Here is a 13,296-nt window from a genome sequence, read left to right as displayed (position 1 = left end):
GATCAATTTTTAACGAAGATATGCTTTTATAAAAAAATTAACAAGTTATTAACAATCTATCAACACTTTCTACATCTTTTATTACAATTATATAACATTTGTTAAAACAGCAACCAATAAAACCTACATATAGCAAAAAAAACGCCTTGAGAAACTCAAGGCGTTTTTTAGGTAAAATCTTCGCTTCACACTTCGACAAGCTCAGTGTCCGAAAATTTAATATCTGTAGTATTCAGGTTTAAATGGCCCTTCAACTTTTACATCAATATAATCAGCTTGTTCTTGGCTTAATTCATCCAACTCAACTCCGATTTTAGCCAAATGCAAACGTGCTACTTTTTCATCCAAATGTTTAGGCAACATGTAAACATCATTTTTATAATTTTCTCCATTCAACCACAACTCTAATTGTGCTAAAGTTTGGTTTGTAAATGAATTACTCATAACAAAACTAGGATGACCTGTGGCACAACCTAAGTTTACCAAACGCCCTTCTGCTAGTACCAAGAATTCTTTACCATCAATTGTATATTGATCTACCTGAGGTTTGATTTCTACTTTTGAATCTCCATGATTACCGTTCAACCATGCCATATCAATTTCATTATCAAAATGACCAATATTACAAACAATAGCTTTGTCTTTTAAGGCTTCGAAGTGACGACCAACTATAATATCTTTATTTCCTGTTGTAGTAATTACAATATCAGCACGAGAAATAGCATTGTCCATTTTACGAACTTCGTATCCGTCCATCGCTGCTTGCAATGCGCATATTGGGTCGATCTCTGTAACAATAACTCTTGCTCCGGCTCCAGCTAAAGAAGCAGCAGTACCTTTACCAACATCACCATAACCAGCAACAACGGCAACTTTTCCTGCCATCATTACATCGGTTGCTCTACGAATTGCATCTACTGCAGATTCTTTACAACCATATTTATTATCAAATTTAGACTTCGTTACAGAGTCGTTTACATTGATAGCAGGCATTGGCAAGGTTCCTGCCTTTACTCTGTCATACAACCTATGAACTCCTGTAGTAGTTTCTTCAGACAATCCTTTAATTCCTGGAACCAATTCTGGGTAACGATCTAACACCATATTTGTTAAATCACCACCGTCATCTAAAATTAAGTTCAACGGTTTTTTCTCTTCTCCAAAAAATAACGTTTGTTCGATACACCAATCAAACTCTTCTTCAGACAATCCTTTCCAAGCATATACAGATATTCCTGCAGCAGCTATAGCAGCAGCAGCTTGATCTTGCGTAGAAAAAATATTACAAGAACTCCAAGTTACTTCAGCACCTAAATCAACTAATGTTTCGATTAACACAGCTGTTTGAATCGTCATATGCAAACAACCTGCAATACGAGCACCTGCCAAAGGCTTTTGACCTTTGTATTCTTCTCTCAAACTCATCAACCCAGGCATTTCTGCTTCAGCCAAATGAATTTCTTTACGACCCCAGTCTGCTAGACTAATGTCTTTTACTTTAAATTTTGTGTATGTTGACGTTTCTGAACTCATAGTTCTTATATTTGTGAATTAGGATGCAAAATTACAAAATACCTTTGACAATATAAATGCCTTTAGCCAAAACAATTATCGTTGACAAAAACACTAAGGTTCTTGTCTGGAAAATAACTGAAACCTTACAGGAGTTACAAAATGTTTTTTTATGCGAACATAGTTTAAAGCGTGTCAATAGCATGCGTTCTGAAATGCATCAAAAAGGTTTTCTAAGTGTACGTCATTTGCTACAAATAGCAGGATATTCTGATGAGGATCTCTATTATTCTGAATCAGGAAAACCCAACTTAAGAGACGGTCAACATATTTCAATAAGCCATTCTTTTACCTTTTCTACAATTATCATCAGCAACAAAACAGTGGGAATTGACATTGAAAAAAACAGAGACAAAATTAAGCGAATCGCTCATAAATTTGTAGGTCAAGAAAATAGTTTTTTGAAAGACACCAATCTCGTAGAGCAATTAACCGTTTTATGGGGAGCGAAAGAAAGTTTGTATAAAATCCACCCAAAAGGTGGTCTATTATTTATAGAACATTTGCCCATAGATGCTTTCGAATTAAAAGACAAACAAACAATTGGGTGGATAAAAAAAGACCCTTGGAACGAATCTTTTATTATTTATTTTGAAATCATTGAAGACTTTACCTTGGTATACGCTTTACCGTTAGAATAACTTATGCAACATTCAGTTTTACATACTATTTACGAGGCTAAAAAAGCGAATAAAAAGTTATTAGCACTACTATTAGACCCAGACAAATTAGACATTCATAAGCTCGAAAATTTAGTTTCAAAAATAAATCAATCAAAAGCTGATTATATATTTATTGGAGGCAGTACTGTTGCAGAAGGAGCTACTGAAAAACTAGTTATTTCATTGAAGAGTTATATCAATATTCCAATCGTATTATTTCCTGGTGATTATTCGCAATTGACACCTAAAGTAGATGCTGTTTTATTTTTAACCTTGTTGTCAGGTAGAAATCCTGAATACTTGATCGAACAACAGGTAAAGTCCATTCCATTTTTTAAAACAAACGCTACAGAAAGTATTGCAACCGGGTATATTTTAATCGATGGAGACACAACCACTTCAACGCAAAAAGTGAGCAATACAAAACCCATCTCTCAACAAAACAGTTCGTTAATCGAACATACCGCGATTGCTGGAGAAATGAAAGGTAATAAATTGATTTACTTAGAGGCTGGTAGTGGGGCTAAAACCCCGGTCCATTCAGAAATAATCAAAACCGTTTCTGAAAATTGCACTATCCCGATTATTGTAGGAGGTGGTTTGAGAACTATAGCAGCCATTAAAAGTGCCTATTCAAACGGTGCGGATATGGTTGTAATCGGAACTGCTTTTGAAGAAGATGTTGATTTTTTTGAAAAATTATGGACCACAAACTAATCCTTACTGAATTAAAACTTAAAGGTATTCGAAGTAGTGGTGCCGGCGGTCAAAACGTGAACAAAGTTGCTACCAAAATAGAATTGACTTTTAACATAGGAAACTCTCTTGCGCTTTCTGATTCTGAAAAAGAATTATTACTTAAAAAACTACAGCATAGAATTTCAAAAGACACCTTTTTGATTTTGCAATGTGATGAAAGTAGAAGTCAATTAAAAAACAAAAAAATAATTATCGCTCGATTTCTTGAGTTAATATTTGAAGCGTTAAAAAAACCGAAAATAAGAAGAAGCACGAAACCAACTAAAAGTAGCATCCAGAAAAGACTCGATACCAAAAAATTGCAAAGCGACAAAAAAGCGCATCGCAAAAAGTTTCGATTTTAAATTAAGCGCGATAGATTTCTCTTGGATAATCTAAACTCTTGACATTTTCCTTTTTCAATTCTCTTAAAACATCTTTTGCGATCCACCGAGCACTATCAGAAGTTTCTGCCGCTATTTCATCGGCAACACGCATAACTTTTTCCCTCAAATCACTATTTCTCTTTCCGATATTTCGCAATGCCCAACTCACAGCTTTCTTTACATAAATTCTATCATCTTGTGCTTCATGAATTAACACTGGAAAGAACGATTCAAAAACCGCATTTTCAGCATTTTTATCTGCAAAACCATATACCGCCATTAAAACAATTCCAGCGCGTTTTACAAACTCCTCTTCTCGATCGCTCCAAGCAAAGGCTTTTTCTATAGCATAAGGACTGAATTTAAATAGCTCCATACAAAACGAATCACATATTTCCCAAGTATCAAAAGTTTCAACCCAGGTATCCATCATTTTTTCGGTTACTTCTTTGGGTTTGCAAATTTTACTGCAGAGAATGCGAGCTTCGTAAATTTCGGTATCGAAAAGAGCAATTCCAAGCTCTGTATTTTTCCCAATTTCTTTGGCAAGTAATTTTAAATCTTTCTGATAAATTCCCAAAGTTTTGCTAGCAGTTTGCACTCCAAATTTTTTCGCTTTAAAAACTACTTTTTCTGGATTCGATAACGCTTCTAACCTATTTAAAACTTCTTCTTTTGTCATCTTAATGATCTCCATATTCTATATCATCCATCTTGCCTTTAAACACTCGATGTTGCACAACAAAATATAAAACAACTAAAATTATTCCGATAAAAAACCAATTCAATCCAACCCACAAACCATAGCCTTCAGTGATCGTATTGAACACCGTTAAAGATTTATTTATTGCATTTGTGGAAGGCAACAATACCGGATACATTGCAGCTGCTGTAGTCGTAAAACCACCAAACAAAAACAAGGTTGAACATAAAAATCCAAACAATTCGTTTTTAAAATTTCGAACCCAAAACAAGCCTAGTAAACCTAGCGTAGTAAGTATCGGAAAAATAAACAACCAAACGTGCTCGGTATAATTATCAAAAATATTCGGCTGCACGATATCTAGCGTTGAAATCGACAAAATCAAAAAGAATACCAGTCCAAAATTCAAACGAAAAATTATTTTTTTTAATTGTTCATTTATGGAAGACTTTGTTTTTAGGATGACCCAATTTGCACCGTGAATGGTCAATGAGATGACTGCAATTATACCTAACAATAAAGTAAACCAATCAATAACCCCTAGCCGTTCTGCTAAAGGATCTAAACTACTATTCCACAAAGGCAGAAAGAAATATGTTGCTTCGTATGCTGACACTCCGTTTTCTACACCACCTAAATTCACACCGCGTACTACGTTTCCAAGTGCTAACCCGAAAAACAAGGCTAACAACAAACTAGAAATTCCAAATGCCTTGTCCCATACTGCATGCCACATCGAATGATGTATTTGTTCTCTGAGTTCTAGACCGATGGCTCTAAAAATCAACAACCATAGAATCATCATTAATGGCAAATAAAAACCACTAAAAGCAGAAGCATACAAAAGTGGAAACGCAAAAAATAACAAACCACCTGCGGCAATCAACCAAACTTCATTGGCATCCCAAAAAGGACCTATACTTTTGGTGATTAATTTTTTATCTTCTTCTTTCTTTGCAAAAAACAAATGCACAATACCAGCACCGAAGTCGTAACCATCGAATACGACATATACAGCTAACATTACGATCAATACACTATACCAAAATAATTCCATTTTTTAAGATTTTAGCGTTTCAGGTCCTTTATGTACAAGCTTACCTACCAGTAATAAAAACAACAATCCGAGCAATAGATACAAGCCTATAAAACCTAAAAAAGTAAACAAGGTATTACCAGACGAGACTGTTGGTGAGGCTCCGGCTGTGGTACGCATTAAATCGTACACCAACCAAGGTTGCCTGCCTAATTCTGCCGTATACCAACCTGTGATATTTGCGATATACGGAAAAGGCACAGCAAATAAAATCGCCCACAATATCCATTTGGTTTTCACCAAAATCCCTCTCCAAAGTAAAAAAGCTGCCAAGGCCATTAGCCCAATAAAAATGGTACCCAAACCTACCATAATATGGTATGAATAATACAAACCAGGTACATTGGTTGGCCAATCTTTTTTATCAAATTCATTCAAGCCTTTTACCTCTGCGTTCCAATCTTGATATGTTAAAAAGCTCAACACATTTGGCACAGCAAATTTATTATCAAGTCGCTGTTCTTTCATATTCGGTTGGCCTATCAAAACAATTTCGGCTCCTCCTTCTTCTGTATGAAAAATACCTTCCATAGCGGCAAAAGATGCCGGTTGGTATTTAGCTACATTTTTTGCATTCATGTCGCCTGTAGGGAATGCTACTATAAAAGCAGCTATCAAACCAAAAACCACTCCGGTTTTCAAAAACAACACTCCAAATTCTTTATGTTTTTTACTCAATACATAGAAAGCACCGATGCTGGCTACTACAAAAGCAGCAGTGACCAACGAAGCCGCTTGATTGTGCAAATACGCGGGCAACAACCAAGGATTTGTAAACAATTCAGAAAAATGCGTTAACACAAACTTTCCGTTCTCTAATATCTCATATCCTACAGGGTGCTGCATCCAAGCATTCGTCGCAAGAATAAACCAACCACTCATCCATGAGCCTAAAAAGACTAAAAACCCCGTAAGAAAATGAAGCTTGTGACCAAGTAATTTTTCTCCAAATAAAAAGAGTCCAAGAAACGAAGATTCTAAAAAGAATGAAAACATTCCTTCCATCGCCAAGGTTTGACCTACAACGCCACCTGTTAATTCAGAAAATTTTGCCCAATTCGTTCCGAACTGAAACTCCATCGGAATTCCGGTAACCACTCCCATAGAGAAATTTATGGCAAAAATCTTCATCCAGAATTTTGCCGCTTGATTGTATGCTAGGTTATCGGTTCGTAAAAATTTCCATTTGAAATAAACAATTATCAGGGACAATCCCATGGTTAATTGTGGAAATAAATAGTGGAAAGTAATCGTAAATGCAAATTGCATTCGATCGTAAAAAAGCATGTCTTCCATACCAGAAAATTTTACTTCAAAGGTAAGGAAAACTAAAGAGCAAAATATGCAATAAGATGCTCTTTTTTATGTTAATAATCGGTAACATGACTCCAGTTTTCACCGGATTTTATTCGATACAATTGCATCTCTGAAACACCGAACTGTTTAGCGATCATTTTCATTCTTGTTCTTCGATTAGGATCGTTAATTTTTCTTTTGATCAAACGAACTTTAGCCTCTGTTAATTTAGCGCGTTGCAATCTTGGTTTTCTGTTTAAATGTGCAGGACCAGAAAACTGATGCAATTCTTTTTCTCTCTTTGTAGCCCACTTTAAATTTTCAACACGATTGTCTAATTTGTCATAATTCAAATGAATCACATACTCTTCGCCTTCTTTTCTTTCAAGAAAGTGTTCTGCAACTAATTTATGCAAATAACGTCCCGATTTTTTACCGGTTGAATTCTGATAAGCGTTTACTGCAGGATACCCGTTGGTAGGAGTTGTTTTTAAGAAAGCTGTTTTTCCGTTTTCGTCAACAGATATAACCCTTCCTTGACTAGAAATTCTATTTTTCTTTTTAGTATGCAGCCCTTCTTCTAATTGAAGATCTTTCCATTCTTCATAAGTACTTTCATTGTTCATCTTTGATCTGTTTTATTAGTTAAAAACATATCTTTTTCACAGCAAGCTTTTTTTGATTTGATCTAAGGGGCAGTAGACAACTCTAAAATAATAAAATATTTAGAATCTTTTAAAAGAATCAACAACTAATGACAAGAACAGTCTGAGTCACATGCATTCTTCGCCTTCCCTTTAAAAATGTATTTTCTCAAAAGAAAGACAATGGCAGCTCCTAAGAGCAGATATGTGATTACTTCTTGCATTTAGTTCTTTAATATTACAAAGGTAAGAAATGCTGCAAAATATGCCAAAGCACCCATTCCGAACAATTGTATAAGCGGCCATTTCCATGACTTTGTTTCTCTTTTAACAATTGCTAAAGTTCCCATACATTGCATCGCAAAAGCATAAAAAACCAACAACGACATTCCAGCAGGCACATTGAATCGTTTTTCTTTTGTTATAGGATTTATCTCGGCTGCCATACGTTCTTTTATGGTTCCTTCGTCATCAGAACCTACACTGTAAATGGTAGATAAAGTCCCTACAAACACCTCTCTTGCTGCAAATGAACTGATCAAGGCAATTCCGATTTTCCAATCGTATCCCAATGGTTCAATAACTGGTTCGATGGTTTTACCCATCATTCCTATGTAAGAATTTTCTAATTTGAAAGCTGCAATTTCATCTTCTAAATCTTCCTTACTACTTTGTGAGGTTTCAGAAACGATTTCTTCTGCATTATTAAAATCACTCGATCCGTTTGAAGCTAAAAACCATAAAACTATTGAAATCGCTAAGATGATTTTCCCGGCCCCTAATACAAATGCTTTGGTTTTTTCTAACACATCAAAAGCAATGTTTTTTAAGGATGGTAATTTATAATTTGGCATTTCGACAATAAAAAAGTTTTTACTGTCGACCTTCAACACTTTGTTTAAAATATATGCCGAAAGAATCGCAGAACCAAACCCCAAAACATACAATCCCATCAACACCAATCCTTGCAAACTAAAAATACCGAACACTCTTGTCTCTGGAATAATCAACGCAATGATGATAGCATAAACCGGCAATCGAGCTGAACAGGTTGTAAATGGCGTTACCAAAATAGTAATCAATCTATCTTTCCATCCTCCTATATTTCGCGTCGCCATAATGGCAGGAATAGCGCAGGCAGTACCAGATATTAGAGGAATAACACTCTTTCCGCTCATACCAAATCGACGCATAATTTTATCCATCAAAAATACCACACGGCTCATATAACCTGTCTCTTCAAGAATTGCAACAAACAAAAACAAAATGGCTATTTGTGGAATAAAAATTACGATTCCACCGATTCCAGGAATAATTCCTTCGGATATCAAATTAAACAGCATGCCATCTGGAAGTGCCTCTTTTGACCATTCACTTAAATTAGAAAAAGCTTCATCAATAAAATCCATTGGTACAGATGCCCAATCAAAAACAGATTGAAACATCAGTAATAAAATACTAGCGAAAAACACATATCCAAAAACTTTATGCGTAAGAACTTTGTCTAATTTACTTCTTAAATCTGTCCCTTTTGTTCTATCAACACTATACGTTTTTTTCAAAACTTCATTGATATATTGATAACGGTATATCGTTTCTTTGTGTTGGTATTTTTTTAATTTCTCTTGATCAACTTTAAATTTGTCAATGATATGCTTCGATGCTTCAGAAATAAAGCTGACATGATTTTTTTGAGTAATTAGCAACCATGACTTATACAACGAAAAACCACGCAAACTTGCCTGAATATCATCAAAATATGCTTGATCTATTTTTTCAGAAATCTGAAAAAGGGGTTTTGTATCATACGACTTATATTCTGAAATCGCATTCTTAATAGCGTCAATACCTTCTTTTTTTCTGGCGCTTACTAAAACAATTTTTGTTTTTAGGATACGTTCTAATTTTTCAACGTCAAGAGAAATACCTTTACGTTCCATTTGATCAGACATATTGACAACCAAAATAGCCGGAATTTTAAGGTCTTTTACCTGAGTGAATAGCAATAAATTTCGCTTGATGTTTTCAACCTCAGCAACCACAACAACCACATCTGGATATTCTGAATTCTCAGTATCTAATAAGGTTTCTAAAACAATACTTTCATCTAAAGAAGTTGGATTGATACTATAAGTACCAGGCAAATCGGTAATCGTTGCACTACTACCATCTAATAATTTGCACGAACCTTGTTTTTTATCTACAGTAATCCCAGGATAATTCCCCACTTTTTGGGTAAGACCCGTCAACTGGTTAAAAATAGAAGTTTTACCAGTATTAGGATTCCCAACAAGAGCTACATTTATTTTTTTAGAGTTCATCACACAAACGTTTTGCCAAAATTATTTTTTCGGCAGTTTCTCTTCGAATCGCAAAGTGACTCCCATTTACCTGAATATACAATGGGTCTTTTAAAGGAGAAAACTGAATCAATGTAACTTCTTTACCTGGAATACAACCCATCTCCATCAAAGGCAAAGGAATTTCTACAAAAGATAATTCTTCAATAATACCTTTTTCACCTATTTCTAAATCTGCTACAGTGTGCTCCAATTCAATTTTGTTTTTTGACCCTATTTTTTTCAAAGTAGAGTGCAAAGATATTAAATTAGAATCGTTCTAAAGAAACTTATTCCTCTTTTTTAAGTAAGTAAATATCTGCTATTATACGCTCAATTTCTTTTAAATCTGTACCATCATAAAAACCTCGAATGCGCTTTTTTTTATCAATTAATACAAATTGTTCGGTATGAATAAAATCTTGTGCACCGCCATCTCCCTCATCCAAAACAGCAAAATAACTCTTACGGGCTAGGTTATAAATTTGTTTTTTTTCACCTGTTACTATATGCCATTTTGCATCATCAACACCTTTATTTACAGCATATTCTTTCAAGATTGGCACACTGTCCATTTCAGGTGTTACAGAATGTGATAGCAACAAAACAGAGGTGTCATTCATAAATTCTTTTTGAATGATCGCCATATTATTTGTCATGATGGGGCAAATAGTACCACAACGCGTGAAGAAAAAATCTGCAACGTAAATTTTATTTTTATACACCTCTTGAGTAATGGTGTCATTATTTTGATCAATCAAAGAAAAATCGCCCACCTTGTGATTTTTTCTAACATGATGCAGTGAAGCATCTACTAATTTTGGATTAACATCAACAGGATTGTATACCGGTAATTTTTTTTCAGGGGTTAGCAGTTTATAAAACGTATAAACACCCCCAACACTAAACACCAACATCAACACAATTGTTGGCAACGATTTTTTAAAAAATTTGATTTCCATATTGAGTGTCAAAATTACAACTCTCGCTTGAAGAAAAATGTAAATTATAGAAAAAATAAAGCCTTTAACATTTTTTAACTCTATCTGTGCCAATCTTTGAAAAAATCGAACAATGAGGTGTCTTTAAAAATTGTACATTTGCTTTCGATTTATACCAAAAAGCACACATGGAAGTTTTTATCAAAGCATCACAATTTTTATTGAGTTTATCACTGTTAATTGTGTTGCACGAATTGGGACACTTTATCCCAGCAAAATTATTTAAAACAAGAGTAGAAAAGTTCTACTTATTTTTCGATTATAAATTCTCTATTTTCAAGAAAAAAATTGGCGATACTGTCTATGGTATCGGATGGATTCCATTGGGTGGATATGTAAAAATATCTGGAATGATTGATGAGAGTATGGACACTGAACAATTGGCTTTGCCACCTCAACCATGGGAATTTCGTTCTAAACCAGCTTGGCAACGATTGATTATTATGCTTGGAGGTGTGATTGTAAATTTTATTTTAGGTTTCGCAATCTACATTTTAATTTTATTTACTTGGGGAGAAAACTATTTACCAAACGACAATGTAAAAGATGGTGTTTGGGTTACTGACTCTTTAGGGTATGATTTAGGACTGCAAACGGGTGATAAAATAAAAAGTATTGACGGAAACAAAGTCAAAGCATTTTCTAGTTTGCCAGGAGAGTTTGTAAACGGAACGAGCTTCGTTATTGAAAGAAATGGTGAAACCATAGAAAAAGAAGTTCCTGTAGACTTTATTTCAAAATTAATTGAAAGAGGAAAAGGACCTTTTATCAGTCCGAGAATTCCTTTTGTTGTAGGTGGATTTAGCGATACTTCCGTTAACAAAGAAAGTGGGTTAAAATCAAAAGATTTGATCTTAGCCATCAACAATACACCTATTAAATATTTTGATGAAGCTTCAGAGGTTTTAGAGAAATATAAAAATCAAGAAGTTTCTTTGTTGGTAAAACGCAAAAAAGGAGAAGAAACAGTTCAAGTAACTTTAGACGAAAACGGGAAAATTGGAGTAAGCTTAGGAACGCTTCCTGCTGAAGACATGGAACGTTTGGGGTACTACACTCTTGAAACCAAAGAATACACTCTTGCAGAGGCGATACCTGCTGGTACAGCAAAAGGCTATAAAACACTTACAGATTACATCAAACAATTGAAAAAAGTATTCAACCCAGAAACAGGTGCATACAAAGGTTTGGGTGGATTTATTTCTATCGGAAGTATTTTCCCATCAACTTGGAGTTGGCAATCGTTTTGGAGTATAACAGCATTTTTATCAATCATGTTAGGGTTTATGAATTTGTTACCAATACCTGCCTTAGATGGAGGTCATGTAGTATTTACATTGTACGAAATGATAACTGGGAGAAAACCTTCTGATAAATTCTTAGAGTACGCTCAAATCACTGGATTTGTTGTATTAATGGCCTTATTATTATTTGCCAATGCAAATGATGTAATCAAATTATTTGACTAAAACAGACCTACCCTTCGAGAAGTTCAGGTTACATTTTTAGAATAAAACACATTAAAAAGTCCCTTTGTTATTTCAAAGGGACTTTTTACTTATTCTCTAAAAAACACAAACACCATCATAGGTCTTTTAGCTTTTCTAGATTTCAAATATAGGCTCGAGAATCACTCAAGAAAGTCCAACCCAAAATAAGTACACAAAAAAAGCCCGTACAAAATGCACAGGCTTCACTATCTAAATAGTATAGAATTTAGTTTTCTTTTAACTGAGCTCTAATTTCTTTGGCTTTCGCTTTGGCTTCTTCGTTACGATCGATTTTATGCTCTGGTCTTGTCCATTTAGGATTTTCTCCTTTCGCATGTAATTGAGAGTCTTCTGCTTCTACAGATTTAGGTTGTACCTTTTTCGTAAAAGGCTTCATTGGATTCAAACCAAGTTTTGCGAACAACTTCATATCCTCATCCACATCTGGATTGGGTGTTGTCAATAATTTATCTCCGGCAAAAATTGAATTCGCCCCAGCAAAGAAACACATCGCTTGACCTTCTTGACTCATTTGCGTTCTACCCGCAGACAATCTCACTTGCGTCTCAGGCATCACAATTCTAGTAGTAGCAACCATACGAATCATCTCCCAAATCTCAACAGGCTTTTGCTCTTCTAAAGGAGTTCCTTCAACTGCTACCAATGCATTGATTGGCGTAGATTCTGGTTGCGGATTTAAAGTTGACAAGGCTACTAACATCCCTGCTCTATCTTCAATTGATTCTCCCATACCAATAATACCACCAGAACAAACGGTAACATTTGTTTTACGCACATTATCAATCGTATCCAATCTATCTTGATAACCTCTTGTAGAAATAACCTCTTTATAATACTCTTCTGAAGAATCTAAGTTATGGTTGTAAGCATACAAACCAGCTTCAGCCAAACGTTTTGCTTGATTTTCTGTAACCATACCTAAAGTACAGCAAACTTCCATATCTAACTTATTAATGGTACGAACCATTTCTAACACTTCATCAAATTCAGGTCCGTCTTTCACATTTCTCCAAGACGCTCCCATACATACTCTTGATGAACCTCCTGCTTTCGCTCTCAAAGCTTGCGCTTTTACTTGCTGTACTGGCATTAATTCATTTCCATCGATGTCGGTATGATATCTTGCTGCTTGCGGACAGTAACCACAATCTTCAGAACATCCTCCTGTTTTTATTGATAACAAAGTAGAGACCTGAACCGCATTCGGATCATGGTGTAATCTATGTATTTGAGCTGCTTCATATAACAACTCCATTAATGGTTTATTATATATATCAAGAATTTCTTCTTTTGTCCAATTATGTCTTACTTCACTCATAATTTTTCTAAATTTAAAGGTTCAAAAGTA

The 13,296-nt window shown here is 34.8% G+C and carries 13 protein-coding genes; 4 read left to right on the top strand and 9 right to left on the bottom strand.

Going from position 1 to position 13,296, the window contains the following annotated elements; all coding sequences use genetic code 11:
* Window positions 1-216: 216 nt before the first annotated feature.
* Window positions 217-1,533: an adenosylhomocysteinase gene (gene ahcY, locus F6P99_RS04715; protein ID WP_152286268.1), complete on the bottom strand. Its 1,317-nt coding sequence runs from the start codon at window positions 1,531-1,533 to the stop codon at window positions 217-219.
* A 56-nt stretch (window positions 1,534-1,589) separates the two neighbouring features.
* On the opposite strand from ahcY, the gene F6P99_RS04710 reads away from it, so the two are divergent.
* Genes F6P99_RS04710 through arfB form a run of 3 tightly spaced genes read left to right on the top strand, consistent with a single transcriptional unit; the run spans window position 1,590 to window position 3,337 of the window.
* The gene (locus tag F6P99_RS04710) at window positions 1,590-2,213 is read left to right on the top strand and encodes a 4'-phosphopantetheinyl transferase family protein (protein WP_152286267.1); all 624 of its coding nucleotides are present in this window, start codon (window positions 1,590-1,592) and stop codon (window positions 2,211-2,213) included.
* A 3-nt stretch (window positions 2,214-2,216) separates the two neighbouring features.
* Window positions 2,217-2,951, top strand: coding sequence for a geranylgeranylglyceryl/heptaprenylglyceryl phosphate synthase (locus tag F6P99_RS04705; RefSeq protein ID WP_152286266.1), 735 nt, complete (start codon window positions 2,217-2,219; stop codon window positions 2,949-2,951).
* Window positions 2,936-3,337: an alternative ribosome rescue aminoacyl-tRNA hydrolase ArfB gene (gene arfB, locus F6P99_RS04700; protein WP_152286265.1), complete on the top strand. Its 402-nt coding sequence runs from the start codon at window positions 2,936-2,938 to the stop codon at window positions 3,335-3,337. Before F6P99_RS04705 ends, arfB begins: the two co-directional genes overlap by 16 nt.
* 1 nt (window position 3,338) lies before the next feature.
* Here the strand turns inward: arfB and F6P99_RS04695 are convergent, their stop codons facing one another.
* The 7 genes from F6P99_RS04695 to F6P99_RS04660 form a co-directional block, all read right to left on the bottom strand.
* Window positions 3,339-4,055 carry a DNA alkylation repair protein gene (locus tag F6P99_RS04695; RefSeq protein WP_226913017.1) on the bottom strand — a complete coding sequence of 239 codons (717 nt, stop codon included), beginning with the start codon at window positions 4,053-4,055 and terminating at the stop codon, window positions 3,339-3,341.
* Window positions 4,042-5,118 (bottom strand): cytochrome d ubiquinol oxidase subunit II, encoded by a 1,077-nt coding sequence (gene cydB, locus F6P99_RS04690; RefSeq protein WP_152286264.1) that lies wholly within the window; start codon window positions 5,116-5,118, stop codon window positions 4,042-4,044. The genes F6P99_RS04695 and cydB overlap by 14 nt, the downstream gene beginning before the upstream one ends.
* A gap of 3 nt (window positions 5,119-5,121) precedes the next feature.
* Window positions 5,122-6,453, bottom strand: coding sequence for a cytochrome ubiquinol oxidase subunit I (locus F6P99_RS04685; protein ID WP_152286263.1), 1,332 nt, complete (start codon window positions 6,451-6,453; stop codon window positions 5,122-5,124).
* 71 nt (window positions 6,454-6,524) lie between these two features.
* Window positions 6,525-7,079: an HNH endonuclease gene (locus tag F6P99_RS04680; protein WP_152286262.1), complete on the bottom strand. Its 555-nt coding sequence runs from the start codon at window positions 7,077-7,079 to the stop codon at window positions 6,525-6,527.
* A 242-nt stretch (window positions 7,080-7,321) separates the two neighbouring features.
* On the bottom strand, window positions 7,322-9,418 hold the full coding sequence (gene feoB / locus F6P99_RS04670; RefSeq protein ID WP_152286260.1) for a ferrous iron transport protein B: 2,097 nt from the start codon (window positions 9,416-9,418) through the stop codon (window positions 7,322-7,324).
* Complete coding sequence (locus tag F6P99_RS04665) at window positions 9,408-9,650, bottom strand: FeoA family protein (RefSeq protein WP_152286259.1); 243 nt, start codon at window positions 9,648-9,650, stop codon at window positions 9,408-9,410. Before F6P99_RS04665 ends, feoB begins: the two co-directional genes overlap by 11 nt.
* A 76-nt stretch (window positions 9,651-9,726) precedes the next feature.
* The gene (locus F6P99_RS04660) at window positions 9,727-10,398 is read right to left on the bottom strand and encodes an SCO family protein (RefSeq protein WP_152286258.1); all 672 of its coding nucleotides are present in this window, start codon (window positions 10,396-10,398) and stop codon (window positions 9,727-9,729) included.
* Window positions 10,399-10,565: 167 nt separating this feature from the next.
* Between F6P99_RS04660 and rseP the strand changes: the two genes are divergently transcribed.
* A complete protein-coding gene (gene rseP, locus F6P99_RS04655) occupies window positions 10,566-11,906 on the top strand; it encodes an RIP metalloprotease RseP (RefSeq protein ID WP_152286257.1) in 1,341 nt (446 codons plus the stop codon).
* A 247-nt stretch (window positions 11,907-12,153) separates the two neighbouring features.
* On the opposite strand, the gene bioB is transcribed toward rseP, so the two are convergent.
* Window positions 12,154-13,266: a biotin synthase BioB gene (gene bioB / locus F6P99_RS04650; protein WP_152286256.1), complete on the bottom strand. Its 1,113-nt coding sequence runs from the start codon at window positions 13,264-13,266 to the stop codon at window positions 12,154-12,156.
* Between the last annotated feature and the right edge of the window lie 30 nt (window positions 13,267-13,296).

The organism is Flavicella marina (assembly GCF_009193215.1).
Lineage (GTDB): Bacteria > Bacteroidota > Bacteroidia > Flavobacteriales > Flavobacteriaceae > Flavicella > Flavicella marina.
This window is presented reverse-complemented; position numbering and strand designations above follow the sequence as displayed.

Excerpts from the sequence above, each read along its gene's own strand:
- ahcY (WP_152286268.1), bottom strand. The coding sequence starts at position 1,533 with ATGAGTTCAGAAACGTCAACATACACAAAATTTAAAGTAAAAGACATT.
- F6P99_RS04710 (WP_152286267.1), top strand. The coding sequence starts at position 1,590 with ATGCCTTTAGCCAAAACAATTATCGTTGACAAAAACACTAAGGTTCTT.
- F6P99_RS04705 (WP_152286266.1), top strand. The coding sequence starts at position 2,217 with ATGCAACATTCAGTTTTACATACTATTTACGAGGCTAAAAAAGCGAAT.
- arfB (WP_152286265.1), top strand. The coding sequence starts at position 2,936 with ATGGACCACAAACTAATCCTTACTGAATTAAAACTTAAAGGTATTCGA.
- F6P99_RS04695 (WP_226913017.1), bottom strand. The coding sequence starts at position 4,055 with ATGGAGATCATTAAGATGACAAAAGAAGAAGTTTTAAATAGGTTAGAA.
- cydB (WP_152286264.1), bottom strand. The coding sequence starts at position 5,118 with ATGGAATTATTTTGGTATAGTGTATTGATCGTAATGTTAGCTGTATAT.
- F6P99_RS04685 (WP_152286263.1), bottom strand. The coding sequence starts at position 6,453 with ATGGAAGACATGCTTTTTTACGATCGAATGCAATTTGCATTTACGATT.
- F6P99_RS04680 (WP_152286262.1), bottom strand. The coding sequence starts at position 7,079 with ATGAACAATGAAAGTACTTATGAAGAATGGAAAGATCTTCAATTAGAA.
- feoB (WP_152286260.1), bottom strand. The coding sequence starts at position 9,418 with ATGAACTCTAAAAAAATAAATGTAGCTCTTGTTGGGAATCCTAATACT.
- F6P99_RS04660 (WP_152286258.1), bottom strand. The coding sequence starts at position 10,398 with ATGGAAATCAAATTTTTTAAAAAATCGTTGCCAACAATTGTGTTGATG.
- rseP (WP_152286257.1), top strand. The coding sequence starts at position 10,566 with ATGGAAGTTTTTATCAAAGCATCACAATTTTTATTGAGTTTATCACTG.
- bioB (WP_152286256.1), bottom strand. The coding sequence starts at position 13,266 with ATGAGTGAAGTAAGACATAATTGGACAAAAGAAGAAATTCTTGATATA.